This is a genomic window from Paenibacillus sp. 2TAB26 (genome assembly GCF_052115145.1).
Lineage (GTDB): Bacteria > Bacillota > Bacilli > Paenibacillales > Paenibacillaceae > Pristimantibacillus.
This window is the reverse complement of record NZ_JBFRGC010000001.1, coordinates 16,288-35,119: the sequence shown is the minus strand read 5'-3', so window position 1 is coordinate 35,119 and position 18,832 is coordinate 16,288. Positions and strand designations below refer to the sequence as shown.

General features: G+C 41.8%; 25 protein-coding genes. 8 read left to right on the top strand and 17 right to left on the bottom strand.

Translation table 11 applies throughout. The features are described from left to right. Window positions 1-232 precede the first annotated feature (232 nt). The 3 genes from AB4Z50_RS00190 (at window position 233) to AB4Z50_RS00180 (ending at window position 2,139) form a co-directional block, all read left to right on the top strand. Entirely contained in the window at window positions 233-691 is a 459-nt protein-coding gene (locus tag AB4Z50_RS00190) for a hypothetical protein (RefSeq protein ID WP_441874604.1), read from the top strand. A gap of 205 nt (window positions 692-896) precedes the next feature. Then, window positions 897-1,445, top strand: coding sequence for a hypothetical protein (locus AB4Z50_RS00185; RefSeq protein ID WP_441874603.1), 549 nt, complete (start codon window positions 897-899; stop codon window positions 1,443-1,445). 109 nt (window positions 1,446-1,554) lie between these two features. Further along, complete coding sequence (locus tag AB4Z50_RS00180) at window positions 1,555-2,139, top strand: hypothetical protein (protein ID WP_441874602.1); 585 nt, start codon at window positions 1,555-1,557, stop codon at window positions 2,137-2,139. 22 nt (window positions 2,140-2,161) lie between these two features. Here AB4Z50_RS00180 and AB4Z50_RS00175 read toward each other — a convergent pair whose 3' ends face one another. From AB4Z50_RS00175 to AB4Z50_RS00165, 3 genes are all read right to left on the bottom strand, one after another. Further along, on the bottom strand, window positions 2,162-2,293 hold the full coding sequence (locus AB4Z50_RS00175; protein ID WP_441874601.1) for an IS3 family transposase: 132 nt from the start codon (window positions 2,291-2,293) through the stop codon (window positions 2,162-2,164). 146 nt (window positions 2,294-2,439) lie between these two features. Next, window positions 2,440-2,601, bottom strand: a complete 162-nt coding sequence (locus AB4Z50_RS00170) for an IS3 family transposase (protein WP_441874600.1) — start codon at window positions 2,599-2,601, stop codon at window positions 2,440-2,442. A gap of 119 nt (window positions 2,602-2,720) precedes the next feature. Continuing rightward, complete coding sequence (locus AB4Z50_RS00165; protein ID WP_441874831.1) at window positions 2,721-2,984, bottom strand: helix-turn-helix domain-containing protein; 264 nt, start codon at window positions 2,982-2,984, stop codon at window positions 2,721-2,723. Window positions 2,985-3,538: 554 nt separating this feature from the next. Between AB4Z50_RS00165 and AB4Z50_RS00160 the strand changes: the two genes are divergently transcribed. The 3 genes from AB4Z50_RS00160 (at window position 3,539) to AB4Z50_RS00150 (ending at window position 5,124) form a co-directional block, all read left to right on the top strand. Next, complete coding sequence (locus AB4Z50_RS00160) at window positions 3,539-3,772, top strand: GNAT family N-acetyltransferase (RefSeq protein ID WP_441874599.1); 234 nt, start codon at window positions 3,539-3,541, stop codon at window positions 3,770-3,772. Window positions 3,773-3,889: 117 nt separating this feature from the next. Next, a complete protein-coding gene (locus AB4Z50_RS00155) occupies window positions 3,890-4,363 on the top strand; it encodes a GNAT family N-acetyltransferase (protein WP_441874598.1) in 474 nt (157 codons plus the stop codon). A gap of 161 nt (window positions 4,364-4,524) precedes the next feature. Then, the gene (locus AB4Z50_RS00150; RefSeq protein ID WP_441874597.1) at window positions 4,525-5,124 is read left to right on the top strand and encodes a YdcF family protein; all 600 of its coding nucleotides are present in this window, start codon (window positions 4,525-4,527) and stop codon (window positions 5,122-5,124) included. A gap of 157 nt (window positions 5,125-5,281) precedes the next feature. On the opposite strand, the gene AB4Z50_RS00145 is transcribed toward AB4Z50_RS00150, so the two are convergent. Beyond that, a complete protein-coding gene (locus AB4Z50_RS00145; protein WP_441874596.1) occupies window positions 5,282-5,722 on the bottom strand; it encodes a hypothetical protein in 441 nt (146 codons plus the stop codon). A gap of 45 nt (window positions 5,723-5,767) precedes the next feature. Further along, window positions 5,768-6,331: a GNAT family N-acetyltransferase gene (locus AB4Z50_RS00140; RefSeq protein ID WP_441874595.1), complete on the bottom strand. Its 564-nt coding sequence runs from the start codon at window positions 6,329-6,331 to the stop codon at window positions 5,768-5,770. A 259-nt stretch (window positions 6,332-6,590) separates the two neighbouring features. Here AB4Z50_RS00140 and AB4Z50_RS00135 point away from each other — a divergent pair, with 259 nt between their 5' ends. Together AB4Z50_RS00135 and AB4Z50_RS00130 are read left to right on the top strand one after the other, a co-directional pair. Beyond that, a complete protein-coding gene (locus tag AB4Z50_RS00135) occupies window positions 6,591-6,911 on the top strand; it encodes a heavy metal-binding domain-containing protein (protein ID WP_076266362.1) in 321 nt (106 codons plus the stop codon). Window positions 6,912-6,925: 14 nt separating this feature from the next. Next, window positions 6,926-7,153 (top strand): hypothetical protein, encoded by a 228-nt coding sequence (locus AB4Z50_RS00130; protein WP_441874594.1) that lies wholly within the window; start codon window positions 6,926-6,928, stop codon window positions 7,151-7,153. Window positions 7,154-7,239: 86 nt separating this feature from the next. Here AB4Z50_RS00130 and AB4Z50_RS00125 read toward each other — a convergent pair whose 3' ends face one another. The 12 genes from AB4Z50_RS00125 to AB4Z50_RS00070 all read right to left on the bottom strand — a co-directional run bounded on the left by AB4Z50_RS00125 (window position 7,240) and on the right by AB4Z50_RS00070 (window position 18,823). Then, on the bottom strand, window positions 7,240-9,480 hold the full coding sequence (locus tag AB4Z50_RS00125) for an FAD-dependent oxidoreductase (protein ID WP_441874593.1): 2,241 nt from the start codon (window positions 9,478-9,480) through the stop codon (window positions 7,240-7,242). 29 nt (window positions 9,481-9,509) lie between these two features. Beyond that, window positions 9,510-10,337 (bottom strand): carbohydrate ABC transporter permease, encoded by an 828-nt coding sequence (locus tag AB4Z50_RS00120; RefSeq protein WP_076266365.1) that lies wholly within the window; start codon window positions 10,335-10,337, stop codon window positions 9,510-9,512. Between the two features lie 15 nt (window positions 10,338-10,352). After that, window positions 10,353-11,237: a carbohydrate ABC transporter permease gene (locus AB4Z50_RS00115; RefSeq protein WP_339205520.1), complete on the bottom strand. Its 885-nt coding sequence runs from the start codon at window positions 11,235-11,237 to the stop codon at window positions 10,353-10,355. A 79-nt stretch (window positions 11,238-11,316) separates the two neighbouring features. Beyond that, window positions 11,317-12,633 carry an ABC transporter substrate-binding protein gene (locus AB4Z50_RS00110; RefSeq protein ID WP_441874592.1) on the bottom strand — a complete coding sequence of 439 codons (1,317 nt, stop codon included), beginning with the start codon at window positions 12,631-12,633 and terminating at the stop codon, window positions 11,317-11,319. Window positions 12,634-12,738: 105 nt separating this feature from the next. After that, window positions 12,739-13,500: a response regulator transcription factor gene (locus AB4Z50_RS00105; protein WP_441874591.1), complete on the bottom strand. Its 762-nt coding sequence runs from the start codon at window positions 13,498-13,500 to the stop codon at window positions 12,739-12,741. Next, a complete protein-coding gene (locus AB4Z50_RS00100) occupies window positions 13,478-15,283 on the bottom strand; it encodes a sensor histidine kinase (RefSeq protein WP_441874590.1) in 1,806 nt (601 codons plus the stop codon). The genes AB4Z50_RS00105 and AB4Z50_RS00100 overlap by 23 nt, the downstream gene beginning before the upstream one ends. Window positions 15,284-15,565: 282 nt before the next feature. Then, window positions 15,566-15,856, bottom strand: coding sequence for a GNAT family N-acetyltransferase (locus AB4Z50_RS00095; protein ID WP_441874589.1), 291 nt, complete (start codon window positions 15,854-15,856; stop codon window positions 15,566-15,568). Between the two features lie 134 nt (window positions 15,857-15,990). Next, a complete protein-coding gene (locus tag AB4Z50_RS00090) occupies window positions 15,991-16,647 on the bottom strand; it encodes a hypothetical protein (protein ID WP_441874588.1) in 657 nt (218 codons plus the stop codon). Beyond that, a complete protein-coding gene (locus tag AB4Z50_RS00085; RefSeq protein WP_441874587.1) occupies window positions 16,644-17,321 on the bottom strand; it encodes a hypothetical protein in 678 nt (225 codons plus the stop codon). The genes AB4Z50_RS00090 and AB4Z50_RS00085 overlap by 4 nt, the downstream gene beginning before the upstream one ends. A 27-nt stretch (window positions 17,322-17,348) precedes the next feature. Then, window positions 17,349-17,522: a hypothetical protein gene (locus AB4Z50_RS00080; protein ID WP_179089745.1), complete on the bottom strand. Its 174-nt coding sequence runs from the start codon at window positions 17,520-17,522 to the stop codon at window positions 17,349-17,351. A 27-nt stretch (window positions 17,523-17,549) separates the two neighbouring features. Next, window positions 17,550-18,008, bottom strand: a complete 459-nt coding sequence (locus AB4Z50_RS00075; RefSeq protein ID WP_441874586.1) for a hypothetical protein — start codon at window positions 18,006-18,008, stop codon at window positions 17,550-17,552. Window positions 18,009-18,370: 362 nt separating this feature from the next. Next, window positions 18,371-18,823, bottom strand: a complete 453-nt coding sequence (locus AB4Z50_RS00070) for an NUDIX domain-containing protein (RefSeq protein ID WP_441874585.1) — start codon at window positions 18,821-18,823, stop codon at window positions 18,371-18,373. Window positions 18,824-18,832: the final 9 nt, after the last annotated feature.

Here is an 18,832-nt window from a genome sequence, read left to right as displayed (position 1 = left end):
GTAAACTTAGGGGGAAGGTGCTTCCCTCCCCTTGACGAGAACGCCTCCGAGTGGGATTCTCTTCACTGGCGTGATCCGATAATTAATTTTGTAGTAATATAACACATTATATAAGGCCAACACAAGTGTCATTGTGGAAATAAAATTCCAATTCAGCTTTTTAGTGTGCCTCATATGCAACTTTATCCACTTATTAACAGTCAGTAGGTTATATGAAGGGGAGGTGCATTTGTTGAGATATGGTCTTCTACTTACATTCTTACTCATTATGTTTGGGCTGGCAAGCTGCGAAAGCTCCGGAGCGAACAATGGCTTAACCACTCATACAGAGCAGGTGAACAAAGATCACCTGACGGAATCGTTGTCCAAATCAAGCGATAAATTAATCATTGCCAAAAGAGTTGGCATGGAAAACCAATACGAAGATCATAAGGAAATAAACGATGAGAAGTCTGTTTCTACTGTGAGGAGCATTTTAAACAAAGGCGAATGGGAAGAAGTTAAATTCCTAATGACAAGACCAGCCGATTATAAAGTTCATTTCCAACCTACCGATGGGTCAGAAGCAAAAGCGGTACTATATGAGGTTTGGTTTACGAACGACAACGCTGAGATTTATATAAGCGGCATTCATTCTTACAAAAAAACGTCGAAAGAGGATGCAGAAACGCTGGGTACTATTTTAAAATAACGGATTCATTACAAACGTATAAGGAGCATATTATGAAATCCAAATTACTCGAAGTATTAATTTGCATTGTTTTAGGCTTTTTTTCAGGCATACTGCTTGCTGGAACGGGTAGAGATGTTGCGGATAGCGGAATTGAAATATTGCTCGGATGCATTTTCTGGATACTGGTCTTTTCTTATATTAGAAAAAAATGAGGCATACAGTAATGAAAATGTTCCGTTCTCTTCTCTTTTTAATCGTATTCGTCTCCCTGTCTCTAACGATTGCACCTTCCAAAAGCTTCGCATGGTCATGTGCCGAGAGCGATGCACCCAAGCAATTGTTTAAAAAACATGATTTTGTATATATTGCTAAAGCTATGGAAACCTCCTATGAGGAATCAGCCGGTATGAATCCCAAAAGCAGAACAACCTTTGAAGTGAAGTCGACATTAAAAGGCACCTCCAGCGATAAAGCAACCATTGTCACGACTGCTGGCAGCGAATTTACTGAAGGCACAGACTATCTAGTATATGCTTATCAAACAACAAAGAAAAATTACTTATACAAGTATGAACCAGGCGAAATAGCGACTGATACTTGGTGCGGCGGAACAAAACCATTGTCGCTTGCAAGTTACGATCTTGAAGCGATAGATGAATATAAAAAGATGACTAACATGGTTTATTTTATTATTATTCCCATCGTTGCTGCCGCTGTTATCGTCACCGTATTCCTTCTATTGAAACGTAAAGGGAAACTAGGACGACGCTAATGCATTATTTTGGGGATTTATGATTGAGATTAGGACAACTCGTTTAAAATAACATGGAGACAGAACTGATGGGCTTGATTATACAAGCCCTTCATGAAGGAGGCTTCTCATGCTGAATGAGATAACAACAATACCGCGTAAGAATAAAAGGCGGAAAGGTTTTGCGGCTTTCGCCGCTTTTGGCATAACGATGACTTTATTAGCTGGCTGCAGTCAAACAGGAACGAGTGAAATGGATGCTCAGCCTAATCCAGATTCCGCTGCAATCGCTCCCGCTAATCAAACCGAAGAAACAAATGCTTCTTCAGAGAAGGATAACCCCTTCGCCGCTGCTGGCATTACGGATCCTAAAGCTTTTATCAAAATGTTTGAAGCGGTTAAGACAGCTGTTGCCGCGGGTGATAAAGAGGCCGTTGCAGACCTAGTGCTGCTGCCGCTTCGAGTAAACGGAAAAACATCGATGGAGATTACATCCAAAGTAGAGTTTATAGAGAAATATGATGCCATTATGACAAAATCCGTGAAGGATGCGCTAGCCGCGCAGAAGGTGGATGATTTGTTCGTTCGCGATCTAGGTGTGATGGTCGGAGACGGTGAGCTTTGGTTTGGAGCATCAGCCGAGGAGCCTCAAGCATACGGCATTATTGCCGTTAATCTAGAAGTTGGTAGCACTGAAGTGCCCCCCGTCAAGTAGACATTACAAAAAATAAAAACTGTTAAACGGCCTTAGTCCTAAACTCCATTGGACTGAGGCCGTTTAGTTTTGCCTGTAATCGTTCGTAATTGTAAAAGTGAATGTAGGCTTCAATGTCCCGTTCAAGCTCATCAAAAGTTCGGTATGTATGCAAATAAAATTTTTAGCACTGCAAGGTTTCCCAGAAGGATTCTATGGGACTGTTATCAATGCAGCTCCCTACGAGGGACATGCTATGGGTTAATTTTTTGCCAAATGACTTTTTGAACCGCAGAGAAGTGTATTGAAAGCATCGGTTTACTACTGGATGCGCTTGTGGTTAATCTGCCGCTCCGTTTCTTTGCATAAGTGAAGGGTCAATCGACGGTACCCGTAGATACCGCCTACCTTCTCATGCAGCGAGATCATCGCTCTTGTGAGTTTCTGGTTTTCTAGTTCACGTACGCTAGGCTTGCGGTTCAACCATTTGTAATAGCTGGATCGTGGAATCTCTGCAATTTCACAAAGTATCTTTATGCTGAACTGCCCGTCTTGCTGTACAGCTTGAATGGCAAGATAGATGTTTTCTTGACGTACTTGACTTAGCGTCGCCTTCTTTCGAGTTCCTCTAACTTTTTTAGAAATGCAATTTCTGCGCGCAGACATTCATTTTCAGCCTGCATCTTCTTCATGGCAAGCTTTTGGCGGTCTGTGTCAGTTAACTCTTCTTCGGTCTTTTTACGTCCACGTCCATCCTGCAGCGCATCTTGCCCGCCGTCTTGGTATTTCTTCACCCACTGATATACCTGTTGGTAGGAAACCTGATGTTGCTCCGCAGTCTTCCCATAGTCATCGTTATTTGTCAGGCAATATTGAACAATCTCTATCCGTTCTTAGGTAATCCAACACCGCTATAGGTAGCGGCCATAAGGCCTAGTTCACCACTTTCAATCTCTCCGATAATAGTAGGTTTCTCTAATACGGAATATATAACTTTAGACATGAAAATGCTCCCCTCATAGCAACAGGTTTTTTATTATTTCACCTGTCTACTATTTGGGGAGCATATCAGCTAATGAGTAGGATTAATTAGCTTTAATTGTTCTTTACCAATGAATTATTACTTCTTTGTGGTATTATTTGTTAGTTAATACATGTCTGAGAGAGTTTATACAAATAAATGATTAAGCACAAATATCCTATTGGGGAGACCTATGACTGATATAACTTTAGACAATATCAAGATTACAGTAGACTCAAATGACACTGATTACAACCAGGTATGTAATAATTTATATGAGTACAATGTTCGTGCGACAAATGGGTTACTAAAAAAGCCAGGCAAGGATATTAATTTATATCTAAAAGATAAATCAGGCAAAGTCGTGGGCGGTTTATTTTGTGAAACTGGTCTTACGGTTTGCATATTGATGTATTTTGGATAGCTAATGAATACAGAAACAAAGGATATGGAAAAATCATGATGGCAGAAGCTAAGCGGATAGGGAAAGAACTTGGCTGTATATTTGCTCATACTTCCACATTCACGTATCAATCGCCGGAATTTTATAAGCGTATGGGATATGAGATTTTTGCCGTTAATGATGAATACCCAGAAGATATAAAACAATTTTTCTTTAAGAAGAAATTATAGTATAAATATTTTTCAAGAGGAACGATAGACTAGCGTATTGCAACCCTGGAAATTCACTCCGCTAACGGGCAGATTAGTGGGCGTTTATCAGTATTTTGTCGAGAAGGAGATAATTTTATGACTGATCACGTGGTTCAGTTACGACCTATAACTAAAGACAACGAAACTGAGTGCATCAATTTAAAGCCCCAAAAGGAGCAGAAGGATCTGGTAGCTCCCAATGCAGATTCCCTTATACACGCTACGAAAGAACCAACATCCAAGCCTTTTGGTATTTATACTGACGATACAATGGTTGGTTTCCTGCTCTTTGACAATGAAATTTATAAGGACGGGTACTATTGGATACTGCGATTCATGGTCGATGCGCGTTTCCAAAAGAAAGGCTACGGATCGTTGGCAATAAGAGAGGTCATCAAGATACTATCCGCCAGGCCTGATTGTAAGCAAATTAGGGTTAATCATGTACCACATAACACCGCCGCGAATCGTTTATATAAAAGTCTCGGCTTTCAAGAGACTGGTGAAATGGAAGACGGGGAAATTGTACTTAGTTATTGTGTCAAACGAGACATCGGTGATGATCATTAAGCTATCGGGTAACGATAGTGGTATAAAGACACGACGGCAGCCGATCAAATGATGATCAGCTGCCGTTTTCTCAACTAGCTGGATTTATCGTTAATAACTCAAACAGATGATATAATTGAAAAATGGGATTTCATGGGACAATGGAAAGGAAGGGACGTTTTTTGTTTACCAATCATGTTGGAACTACAGCATCGTTGAAATATCCGTTTGATTGTCTTACAGATTTGATATTTGTCACTGAAGAAGAGATTATACCAGCGGATATTATCCTGGTTCCTGGTGGCAGTCACACTAAACCAATGAAGATTGCATCGGAGTTATTCCATTCAGGGATGGCAAGTTACATATTACCTTCAGGTGGCTATAATGTAAAAATCGAAAAAACAGAATGGGAATTTCAAAAGGAGATTGGTATATCTTTAGGTGTTCCGGAAGATCGAATACTTAAAGAAGATCAAGCGAAAAACACATTCGAAAATGCAAGAAATTCCTGGAATGTTATCATGGAGCAGCAGATTGAAGTAAGACATGCGATATTAGTTTGTAAGTCCTTTTTCTCAAGGAGGGCACTGATGACTTATCAAACCGTATTCCCTCCGAACGTAACCTTCCAAGTTAAGCAAGATGATTTACGTTATAACAAAGAAAACTGGTTTCTTGATGAAGTTGGAATAAAAACAGTTCTCACTGAAGCAGAAAAAGTCACGAAATATTTTGGACATCACATTCCTAATTGGGTCCATCAGAAGGAACAGGTATGAAGCTAACGGGAACTCGATAGTTTAATCATGAAGGGCAGACCAGAATTTGGTCTACCGCTTTGTCATTTAACAGTTCATTTCATAGGGCTTTTTTCATTGTCTACAATATTGGGGCTTGACCATATCATGTGGTGGGCTGTTTTATATGCATTCTAACCTATTTCTTCGTCAGAGCTTTTAACTCCTCGATCGCCATCGTGATGTGTTCCTCTCCCAATGTCGTTTCCGCTCCATAAAAAAACAATACATTGGCTACATGGTGGGAACGATAAGGCGCCAAATCCGCCGCTGCCCAGCTATTAGCAAAATCCTCTAAGCCTTTTTTAGCCTCTTTGCTTGATGAATAAATATAAATACTAATACTTTGACTCGTATTATAGTTGAATTGCTCCGGTTTTATATCATTATAGGCTCTAGAAAATACAGCACCCGGGTTTATATCGGTTTTTGCGGTTAACGAGATGCCATGTCTTTCAAATACACTCTTTATTTGATCCAATGTTATCGTTTCTTCGTTTCTTTCGTTCAAACCGCCGCCATAAGCACAGCCTGTAACGGCTAAACAAATCATACAAACGATTATAATCATTTTCCTCATAACATCGCCCCTTTGACTGCTATGACGTGTAAATAAGGAAATAAGTTACAGGAGCTCATCCCAGCCAAGCCCTAATTCGGTAACGGTATCATTGCCTATTTGGATATCTTTTTTCGTAAAGGCCTTCGCCCCTAATCGATAATAAAAGTTGATTGCACTATTTTTCTCCAGCACCCATACCATTAATGTTTGATAATTATGTATTCTCAAATGATCGACCACAGCGGAAAACAGTGCTTTTCCGAACCCGAGCCCCTGGTACTCCTCCAGCAAGTATATGGAGTAAAGCTCTCCGTCGTAGTCGTATTGCTCACTCCTGCACTTCCCACCGTTTGCGAATCCTACTATCGTACCTTCATCATTTTCAATAACGTAAATCACTTCATCAGGGTTCGAGCGATTAAATACCCATAACCAATTTTTAATACGACTTTCGATGCTTAGCTTGGACAAATAATCATCCGAGATTATCCCTTTGTAGGTGGATTTCCAGCTCTCTACGTGAACATGAGCGATATCAGGTACATCGTCAATCGTCGCCAGTCTAATCCGCATATGATCCTCTTTTCTAATCGCGCAAATGGAATGAATACACTTTATAATCGCCATTATCCGATGAGAATTTTAAAATTTTCCCGTTATCAGGCATTCCCCTTCTTCTTTATTCAAATCGGTTTGCCCATGCCTAACAACATAAATCATAGTACTAGCCTCCTCATTTTATATATATTTCCATTGGATATTATTGGAATGAGTGATACTATGATTTTAGTTGATATGACTTCTATATCGCAAGAAGGATGCAGTAATGATTTTGTTATGATAAGCATGTTATGTTCAGTACATAATTAGAATGGGAGGAACCAAAATGTTAGTTGTCACTACAGAAAATATTCCTGGTTATCATATTGATAAAGTATTAGGCCACACGTTTGGTGTAGTAGTAAGAAGCCGCGGCCTTGGAGGAAATATTACAGCCTCTGTGCGAAGTATATTCGGTGGAGAAATAAAAGAATACACTGAAATGATTGAAGATGCCCGTAAGGTCGCTATAGACCGTATGATTCAAAATGCACATGCCATGGGAGCAAATGCAATCGTGATGATGCGATTTGACTCTGGTGAAATCGGACAAACGATGTCTGAAATCGTCGCTTATGGTACTGCAGTTGTGGCTGAGAAAAATTAGCGATGCCCTATTTCATGAGCATTTACTTCGCCCTTCAATTGTTGGTTATTATTATCGCTATTATTAGTACGTTTATATATCGACGTAGGCGGCTAAAGCAACGCACGCTTCAGCCTCCAGCTGGTTTCCAGAAAACGAATGAAATATTTATTGATCCAACAACAGGCGTTCAGCAGCAAGTATGGTTTAACCCTAGTACTGGTGAAAGATTTTATGAAAGAACGGATAACAATAAAAAATAAGCTAATTCTCGGTGGCTAAAGCTGCCTTGAATTAGCTTATTTTTTAAAAATTCAATTAGACTCCTGCTAAGTGCACCACAGCATGACTACTCATAAGCCCGTATTTCAACAACTTCTGCATAAGGGCATCCATTTGTAGCTTCAATTACAACGCGGATCTTATTGGTACGGATAGGCTCCAGCTGATGCGTCCGTTTACGTTTTCTATTATCCGTCTCACGCAGCAATACCTTCCACTGCTCATCGACAAAAGCCTCAATTCGATAATCCTTAACCAGCTCAGGAATAACTTCAAATGGCGTTCTATGATGGTGCAGGTTGATTAGATCCTCATTCACATCATCATTGAAGGTAATATGAATATTGGATATAGAAACAGAGGAATCCCACTCAAGTGAAAGCCACTCTGGCTTATTGCTCTCCATTCGATTAGAGACCCATGTATGAGGACCGCCATAAGGTCTTGTGTAGCCATCAATAGCAGATACTGCTTCGTATGCTGTAGTCTCAGGGAATGCCTTGAAGCAGAAAGGTGTTCTGTGCAGCCCTTTCATTTGCCAAGCCATGGTCTGCTGCGTATCCAAGAAACTGGAGAAATCAGCGGATGAATCAATCTTATTCTCGAAGCACAACACACCGTAAAGCGGCGTTTCAGACGTATACAATTGCAGCTCCGGGTTCGACTGAATCACAACGAATAAATTGATCGCTTCTTCCGCCTTATAATCAAGCGCAAAATCAACCCACTGCTTCGTTCCCTGTGTTACTTTCACGGTATGCTTGGAGATAAGTCCCATTGGAATATAGTTTTCTTTTTTTCCGGTAGAATGAATTTCAATCGTCATTTCTGTATTTGCCAAAGCATCAACAAGCAGAGACAGCTTGTTTAGCTCCGAAGTGACCGGGAATGTTATTCCAACCGAATTCAGTAAAGAATAAACCTTAGACGCATCATCTATATGCACGTTTCTCATCGTACTCGAAGCAGCTGCTTTGGCGCTTCTCCCCAAATCGCCGGCATCCTCATTGCGAATACCAATAATGGAAGCATCTTGTCTAAGGAGTGTTTGCTGCAGCTCTGCAAGATGAGACTGACTTAGCTCTCTTGGTGTAATTCCCTTCATAGCAGAGAGGGCAGCTCCCGTCCCAGCCGCTTCTCCCATTACCGCACAGGTAGCCATCACTCTCGTCGTGCCAAAAGCAACATGTGTCGCACTAACATTTCTGCCGGCGAACAATAAATTATTAACGTTGCTGGAATACAGCGAACGGAACGGAATATGGTACGTACCATCTGCATGGAAGTGTTTGGAGCCGCTCTCTTCCGCATACATTCCCTTTGGTGGGTGCAAATCGATGGACCAGCCACCGAACGCTACTCGATCCTCGAATTGCTCCTGCGCCACGATATCATTCTGATTGAGGATATAATCACCAACAAATCTCCTGTATTCCCGTTTGCCTGGAAGAGATCCTACCCATTCTAGAGTCATATTATCCGCTTCAAATTTCCCTGAGTTTTTAATATAATCCCAGATGCCATAAATAACGGACCACAGCTCATCCCGTATTCTCTCATTCTCATGAACGGTATCCAGCTCCCCGCCCCATTCAATCCACCAGTAGTGGCAGCCCGAATCTCCGCTTCGCATTACCCGGCGTACCGGTATGGAGGTTTGGGAAATATCCTTGGCAAAGCTTGGCGGGATATATTTGACTGGTTGGCCTGCATCCTTTGTATAAAATAAAATCGTGCTTCCGAGCGTGATGTCATCCGCAACTTCAGGAGCCCAATCCTCCTTAAATTCATGATGCGCTTCCCGTCCAATTCGAAACTTTGCTCCTGCTAGAAAACCGACCAGACCGTCCCCGGTGCAATCTAAAAACATTTTGCTCTCGAAGCGAATTTTGCGTTCAGATCCCATCATCCAGCCTGTCACGGAATGAATCTGACGATCCACCTCTGAGCCTGTTGCTTCAACCTCATGTACATCTGTGTTGAGGAACAGCTCGATGTTTTTCTCCGCTTTAACGGCCTCTAATACGATCAGATCCCAAAGATAAGGATTGCCATCAGGATTGCGATACTGATTTTCTACAAACAATTCACCCATAATACCCGTTTCTCTGGCATAACGATTCACGCCATGCCCTGTAGCGCCGCATACCCAAACGCGCACCTCGCTGCTGGAGTTGCCTCCCAAGACAGGTCGGTTCTGTACCAAGGATACTCTCTGTCCCAGTCTAGCCGCAGCAATGGCAGCGCAAACGCCGGCGAGCCCGCCACCAATGACGGTTACTTCTGTCTTTATAATTTCAGATCTCATATCATAACGCTCCTTTTCTTTGTGAGTGATCAGCCCTTAACGGCAGAGCCGGATATGCCCTGAATAATATATTTTTGACCGATGATAAAAATTAGGATCATAGGGACAATCGCAGCGGTTGCCGCAGCCATCATGCCGTTGTAGTCGACGTTATTTTCCAAAATAAAATTTTGCAATCCGAGCGGGATCGTATATAAATTGGGGCTGGATAAAAATACGAGCGCGTTCTCAAAGTCATTCCAGTGCCACGAGAAGTCGATAATCGTAAAGGTAGCCAGTGCCGGCTTCGCTAAAGGCAGAACAAGCTTAAAGAAAATGCGAAAATGGCCGGCACCGTCTATAAAAGCAGATTCCGTAATTTCCTTCGGAATGCTCATAAAAAATTGCCTTAGCATAAACACGCCAAAAATCGAGAACAAGCCCGGCAATATAAGCGCCCAATGCGTATTGTATATATGCATCCAGTTAAACATGATGAACTTCGGAACAAAAATAACCTGTGGCGGTATCATCATCATGGACAAGTAGACGAGAAACATGGCATTCCTGCCTCTAAACTCGATTCTCGCAAAACCATAAGCAGCGAAAGCGGATAGAAACACTGCGCCGACTGTGCTAATAATGGAGATTTTAAGTGAATTCAAATAATAGGTGATGAAATTATAGTCACCTGTCCAAATTCGTTCATGGCTTCTCCAATCAAGCTTAGAGGGCAGCCATCTTGTAAATACTTCACTTGGACTCTGCAGGGACGTGCTGACCATCCATAGAAACGGAAGTATCATGAACACGCCGCAAATGAGCATGAGTACAGTTAACGGCATCTTGGTTTTGACAGAGCTGACTAGATTGTTCATTGAAAACTCCCCTTTCTAATAGTGGACCCAGCGCTTCTGGCTAATCCATTGAATAACGGTTATCCCCATAATAATAGCGAATAAGAACCATGATATCGCTGAAGCATAACCCATTTCATAATAGCTGAAGGCTGTTTTGTAAATGTATAGCGACAAGATCGTCGTGCTTCCGCTCGGACCGCCTTGTGTAATCGCTTGAATGATGGAGAAGGATTTCATCGTCATGATTAAGCCCGTAATGAGCAGCATAAAGGTAGTCGGACTAACAAGCGGCCATACAATTCGCCACGTGACAGTCCGGCTCTTCGCCCCGTCTATCTTCGCTGCTTCCAGCAGCTCAGGCGATACTTCTTGAAGTGCTGCAAGGTAAATAATCATGTTGTAACCTAACAAGAACCAGATCTGTATGATGTCAATCGCATACATCGCAGTCTCGGTATCAGCGAACCAGCCTGGCGGCGATACAATGCCAATCCAGCGAAGTATTTCATTGATCGGCCCTTGAGAAGGCTGAAACAAGAGCATCCAAACGAATGCAACAGCTACCCCGCTAGAAATATAGGGAAGAAAAAACATCCCCCGCAGCAGCCCTTTCAGATATACATTCTTATTCAGAACGAGAGCGACGACAAAAGATAGTCCAAGCGATACTGGAACAGAAAGAAGGAATATCGCCGTATTCTTAATCGCATTATAAAACTGATCATCCTGGAACATCCGCTTTATATTGTCCATTCCCGTAAACGAGACATTTGGATTCGAAAATTGATAATCGGTAAAAATCAGTCCAAAGGAAAATAACGCAGGTACGACAAAAAACAATAATACGCCCAACATATTCGGAAGAATAAACACATAACCCAACCAGCTTTGCTTGCGCATCCAGCTCGTTTTACTCATAACAACCCGCCTTTCTTCGTTCACCCGTAAAAAAAAGTAAGAAGGACAAGGCTGCTCCTTCTTACTTTCTTTACGCAGCTTATTTCTTGATGAATTCGTTGTGCCGCTCTGCCATATTTTTCAACGTCGTGTCGATATCTTGTTTATTGAGGAAATACTTCTCATATTCTTCTTTGCGCGCATCGATCACTTGCTGAGGCACGTTAAGCTGGAATGATTCGAATTTGCCGAATACCACTTTGTTAAGAGAATCCCGATCATAATTTTCTTCATACCCTTTTAGGAGCAAATCAATCGCTTCCGTGCTGTCTACACTTTTGGATGACGGAATACGTCCGCCCGGAGCCATTGGCAGCATTCCGCCATCAGCGTACCATTTCACAAATTCCCAAGCCGCTTCTTGATTTTTGGATTTCGCGTTAACCGAAATCACGTCGCCCAATCCTCCTGGATATTTGAAGTTGGTTTGATCCTTGGAGATACGCGGAATTGGTGCAAAAGCAATTTTGAAATCATGCGGGAAATCGACTAGATTGTTCGCATTACGGAAAATAAATTCACCCGCTGTCAGCATCGCTGTCTCGCCTTTTAGGAACATCGTATCCACCGGCATCTTGCTGGTCAGCTGCTCGCCATATTCCGGAGTTGATTTATCCTTGAACATCATGTTGTGCAAAATTTCAAACCCTTGCTTCCAATAAGCATTATCGAAGTTCGATGTGCCGTCTGCTTTCACGTACCCGTCTCCACCGATCGTGCCATCGAATTGCGTAGTAAATGCAGCATCATGCTGGAGCAGGCCCCATACATTAGGTTGTTTCAATTTCAGTGCATATTCCTGTAAATCGGACCACGTCCAATCTAGCGGAGGAATAGGCAAACCTGCCGCATCAAGCATATCTTTGTTCAACCAGATGAACGCCATGTTTTTCTTTGTAGGCATGCCGTAATACTTGTCATTAATCATCCATTGCTTCGCTTCAGGGCCCATTTGCTCGTCAATGTTGTAGTCTGTCTTTGCGCTCATATCTACGGCTACACCTGCATCTATTCTCTTTTGAAGGCGAGAGAGGGTGTAGTTTATATAAATATCTGCATCTTGCCCAGCAAGCAAAGCAGTATCCAGCTTTAAGTTGCCCGCATCATCATTAACGAACCGAACATATTCCACTTGTACATTTGGATTCTCGGCATTCCATGCGTCAACAACTGCTTGAGGTCCCGCTTCAGGAGGCACGCCGCCCCATAGCGTAAGCTTAATCTTTTTGGTTGTTGTGGCGCCGCTGTTTGTTGGTGTCCCCGAAACATTATTTTTGTTGTTCCCACCGCATCCAGCGATCAGAACCATGACAAGAATAAGAGAAAGAGCACTTATCAACATTCTGTTTCTTTTCATTTCTTTGCCCCCTACAAACTTGTTTAATTGCTTAGTTAAATCTTATCACCGGGCATTTCGCGGGGTAAGGAACGATATTTGGCGATTCATGATACATTCTTTGGATCATTTATTTTGCTCTTTGCGATATTCACTTGGCGTCATGCCGCACCATCGTTTAAATATTTTAATAAAATAGTTGTCATTCTCGAATCCTACTTTCCTTGCAATCTCGCCTATTGATTGGCTTGTTTCCTCAAGCAGCATCTTTGCTGCCTCAATTCGGCGGTTCTGTACATAGTGAATAAAGGTTTGGCTCGTTTTTTTCTTAAACAAATCACTCACATAGCTTGCATCCATAGAGATGAGCTCAGCTGCACGTTTTAATGTGATTTCCTCAGCGTAATGCTCCTCAATATGGCGGATAATTTTATTCATCTCAGGATGATCCGTAGGTTCAGACGTATTCTTCTTCGGAAACCACTTGGCTGCTTTCCTTAATTGCTCTCGCTGCTCTAATTCAAGGGTTACCTTCTCTAGTGCCTGCTTCAACCCGCTCACATCCATTGAAAGCTTAAGTAAATAGCTGGACGCTCCGAACTCCAGCGACTGCCTTGCATACTCGAACTCATTCATACAGGTAAGCATAACGAATCGGCAATCAAGCCCTTCTTTCCTGACAGATTTCAGCAGCTCTACTCCATCCATCATGGGCATATCAATATCGGAAATGACCACGTCCGGCTGCAATTCTCGAATCGCCTGCAACGCTTCCTCGCCGTCATTAGCAGTGGCTATAATTTCAAAAGGAAGATTAGCTTTGCTCATCAACTTGCTGAGACTCGCTCTTGCATGCTGTTCATCATCAACGATCAATACGGTCCACATTGCTGTCAGCCTCCTTTAAATAGGGTTTCGATAATAATAGAGGGAGATGCATCATTACCTTTGTTCCCTCTTCTGATGAGGCAAGGGACAAGCCTGTACTCTGATTTTTGAAAAGAAGCTCCAAGCTTTCTCGAATATTTTGAATACCGATGCTCTTCCGCTTACGGAACACCTTCTTCTCTTTGGCGCGTTCTACCCCTACTCCATTGTCCGCCACTTCAAGATACAAAAGATCATGTCTCGCCTCTGCTTTGATTTCAATTCGGCCGTCACTCCGTCTCCCTCCAAACCCATGTATAATGGAGTTTTCTACCAAAGGCTGAAGACAGAATTTTGGAACCAGTGCAAAGTTTAGCTCGTCACTTAGCTCATAGCTGACTGTAATATGCCCACCGAAGCGCGCGCTTTGAATGCGCATATAGGAATCGATAAGCGCAATCTCATCTTTCAGCAAAATAAGGTCAACCTCTACATTTAATGTCGTCTCTAATATTTTTCCGAGCGAAACACAAATTTCATAAATGTCATCCTCATCCTTCTCAAGCGCTATGCTTTTAATAACATTAAGCGTATTCAAAAGAAAATGCGGGTTCATTTGAGATAAGAGAACCTGAAAGCGGACGATCTGCCTCTGACGTTCCTCTAATTGAAGCCGTTCCATTAAGCCATTTATATCGTCAATCATGGTATTGAAGCTTCGCGTAAGTGCAAGAATTTCACCTCGCCCTTGTTCTGGAAGCTTTACTTTGAGGTTAGTCTTGACCGATATCTCCATCTTTCGCTGCAGCGTTTTTAGAGGAACGGTAATCGTTGAAGAAATAAAATAGGTCATCATGACAAACACAAGCGTAATCAACCCGAAGATGGCGAAAAAGCGTTTTTTCAACGTTTCCACTTCTTCAAACAGCAAGGACAAGGGTACTTTTTTCACAATAAATCCATTTAACTGAGCAATATGGCTGAACGTATACAATACCTTCTCATCTTGGCTAACAATGGAAGCGGATGCAGAGGGCTCTTTTACTTCGAGCATCGCTGATAAAATGGCAGGATCAATCGCTTCATTGGCATCAGACTGCACCATTGATTTTCCTGTATGATCCAATAAATAATAAATGCCTTCGCGCTGCCTATCTCTCATCACCTTGTTGAACCATTGCTCATAATCGATGCTGATACGGGCATAGGCATACTCTTTGAGATTCTCATCGCGGAGCATCTGATAGAGACTAAGCATATTTTGATTGGGTTTAATAACCGGACTCACATAATTGGTATCGCTTGCATTCCAAATGGAGCTTTCCCCTTCATTGGAGGAAAGCATCTTTACCCATGCTTCATTCGTAATCGAGGAGTAATTCAGTGGCTCACGTGGAGCAAAGGAGGTATAGGCATAACCTTGTTTATCTACCAGCGTATAATACACCGTTGCACCAGTCAGAAAGAAGCTGTTCTCAATGCTTGCGAACTTATTCTCCACCAGTTCCTTCCGCGTTAGCGGATCTTTCTGCTCCGGATTTTTCATAACCGAGCGGATGGTGTCATCCTGTTCTAATAGCAGGCCTGTCTTCATAACAAGCCCGAGCACATCCAGGAAAGACTTCTCGATATCGAGAAGCTGATCCTCGTTTTTGGCGGAGGCTTCCTCCTGCAGAACTCTTTCCGTTTCACTAAAATTATAAATAACTAATAAAACGAATGGAGCTAGCACTAGCAGCAAAAAAGCCATCAATATTCTGTTTTTGAACGTTTCTGGAGTTAAGCCTCTAATCCATTTGTTCACGCGATATGCCCCCCATGTGCTCTCATCTGTTTAAAAATTGATTCGACATACCTCTCAAGATAACGCGAATAGTCCGTAGGAGCAAGCTTGAAAATAAAGCGGATAACTCTCCTTCATCATGACATAAGCGAATGAATTGACCTAACTTGCGGTGTTTGCGCCCAGTGAAAAAAAAGAGCCCTTATGGGCTCCCTCAATGGCGTGTTGTCGCATACCATAAATTATCTTCTTGAAAGCACCTTCGTGCTCCGCTTAATTCTGTATTTATAGAGAATCCTTTTTTTAACGAGGCCTTCTATTCATAAAACGTTCCGTGTTTTTCATAAAGCCATACTTTTCGTATAGTCCATGACCATCGAGCGTACCAAGTAGACCCATCATTCCTTCAAATTGCTCGGTTATCACTTCTACTAATTTCTTCCCTAGCCCGGCGCCTCTATATTCCTCATCAATATAAACGTCGCACAGATAATACATAGTCGCAAAGTCCGTCACTACACGAGCAAAACCAACCTGCTTGTCCCCATCATACACGCCAAAGCAGACCGAGTTATTTATTGATTTTTTTATCATTTCTAATGACCTTTTATTTGCCCAATAGCTTCTAGCTAAGAAGCCACAAATGGTGTCAAAATTAAGCATTGATTTATCATCGCTTATTACATACCGATCATACAATAGCTCCATATCAACACCCAACTCCCCTATTATCCTCTTAGAAAATCAGAAGCCTTATTTTCGCGAAGCCAACTGACCATAAAATCAAACAGCTCCACAGAATACTTGTGTTCTAGCGGTCTTGATGGCATTGTCTCTACAATTTGTTGTACATTATCTTCAATTGATACGGATTCAATGAAACTGACCAAACCCGGAATAAATGAATTTAAAGCTTCAAAATATTGCTTTTGCGGTTCAATAAATGTTAAATTCATTTCAAATCCGCCACGTCCCCTAGTTGCGTCACCTTCTTTGCGTTTACGCAGCTCAGCCTCATTTATGCTCAATAAATAATACTTATCTGGAAAGCCAATCTTACGGGCAAGCAATTGCTTATGGAAATAATCCGTTACGAACTCAAGCGACTGTCCGCCAAAGAGAGTATACCCAAAAGCCCAGTTGTACCAGAAGGGCTGAAATAGATCGATGTCAATAACAACAAAACGATGGTCCTTACTCTTCTCCTGCGCTATTCTGAAGCGATCAAGCTGACGCTCAAAAAACCATTCAGGATACTCGTTTTCTGGGCGTTTCCACAACGTATTCACTTCGGGAATATGATAACCGCCGTATTTTAATGCTAATGCGCTTGAGGTGGTCGTCTTGCCAACTGCACTCGCACCTTCCATATGTATAAATGTCATGATAACACCTTCACATTCCGCTTAATTCTGCGTTTATAGAAAATCCATGAAATGAATAGCGATTCCTCTGATTTATGGCTTGCAACCTTATCTATGAAGTAAAAATCTTGGGGACCTACCTCTATTTTTGTAATGGGCAGCACCGGCGATTCACTAATCCACTCGTCAAAAGACACGACAGAATGACTAACCATTTTGAACGTATCCTGTGGTAAAATGTACACCATTCCGCTCGTCCAAGGTGCTTTATTTTTAGTCTCGCTAGTGATAGAGAAGAAATAATAGCTCTGAGATGCCTTCACTTTTAAACAAGCATTTCGAAAGTTGCCTACCACTTTACTCCGATCAAAAACCGCATAAAACAACGGCCAAATGCCATCTTTTGTGCCAAATATGGCTTCTACATATTTACCGTTAAAAAGCGTCTGCTTTCTTAACTCGAATTGTTCAATATTTTTATGATTTGACCCGTGCATAATGACTGGTTTTGTCATTGCAATATACTGAACAAAACGGAATTTTGGAAAAGTGCTGGCGTACATTATTTCAGATTTATTGCGGACAGCATCCGAATACAATCTTTCATATTCATTGACCTCGTCCTCTGTGAACTTAAATACAGAGGAGCGATAAAATAGAAGTCCCAGCAGCACTGATACTACCTTGGTTACCATACAATTCCCTCTATTCGGACAGAGCCATTATTTTTTCACACTTCTTATGAAGGTATTGCCCACAACAAGCGTAACGGCGATAACAACAATAATTACTAGAGTATCTTCAGTATCATGCACACGATGGGTTAAATCGAACAGATACCCTAATTCGAAAAACAGGATAACTAACCATATAGCAAAATAATGTTTTGTGCTCATCGTATCAGCCTCTTTTCTCAAAACGAGTTATTTAGTAAAATCATTCTCGCTTTGCTTCCAATTATTTTTCACAAACAAAAAAGCGATAAGCAACAAAAATAGACCGCCGATATAAAACAGCACTGTCTTTAAATGAAATGCTTTTCCTTCATATTCGCTCCCATACGCTGCCTTAATGAAAGTACCGTCGTCCCGCTTTATCGCAATGGCCTCTTTTATCGATATATCCTTAATTGCGTAGTATTCCGTTCCTTTCGGATAAACGTTTGAGAAATTGCCAGAGTACGTTCCTTCTTTGTCTGAATAGGAAGTAACCTTACCGATTTTAGAGCCAATCTGTGCGGATTCCACCTGAGTATTTGAAACTATGTAAGACTTGCCTTCGTTCACAACGAAACGCTGCGCCCAATCCGCATGAGCAGTCCCTAACGTAATAAATGAACTTACTGCGAAAAAAATACTCATTAAAAACATAAAATTCCTCATTTGGTCTCACCTCCCTATATTGTATCTTATTATGACGAAAAGATAGAGAGAGAGTTGCATGAGAATCATAATAAACAAATAAGGGGCTGTCTCAGAAGTAGGATTACCTACGCTTGAAACAGACCCTGCTTTGTTTTTTTGAAGGAGCATAAGCATATTTTCCCTATCGCTTACGAACCTAATCTCTCTTATTTAAACCATTCGTAATGAATTAAAATTACAACGAACTCCAGAATCGTTATTTTGCGAAAAATAGATCCTAACACCTTACATAGCTTACTATAACGTCAATTAGTTTCGTTAAAATTAAACAAACGTAGTTTTTTGCATAATAAGCATAGTACAGTTCGTTAGAGTAAAGATCATGGGTTTTGGGTTGTGAATATGTGAGAGGCAGCTTCTTCCGCATAATTTAATATAAGTATACGTTGGCCATGTCCTTCTATTCGATTCACAACTTGTTTAGCCGTTTCGAAATTAAAGGTGACGCGCCCCGTGGTCTCAAATCCTTCCGGCATCGGAACGAAGCTATGAACCTTCGCAACAACAAATACGGTATACGTATCTGTTTCCGTCCAATACCAGCAGGCAACAGGTATTCTCTCCGGCATCAGCAGCAGTCCGGCTTCCTCCACCGTCTCCCGATCCAGCGCCTCGTCGATGCTCTCGCCTGGTTCAATTCTTCCGCCAACCGTCGTCAGCGTCTGCTCGTTGCGATCCCACACCATCACGATAGAGCCATCCTCGAGCAAAGGAATACTATGTATGCCAGCGATTCTTTTATCCGTCGGAAGCTCATTCACTCTCTTCAACATAAAATCCTC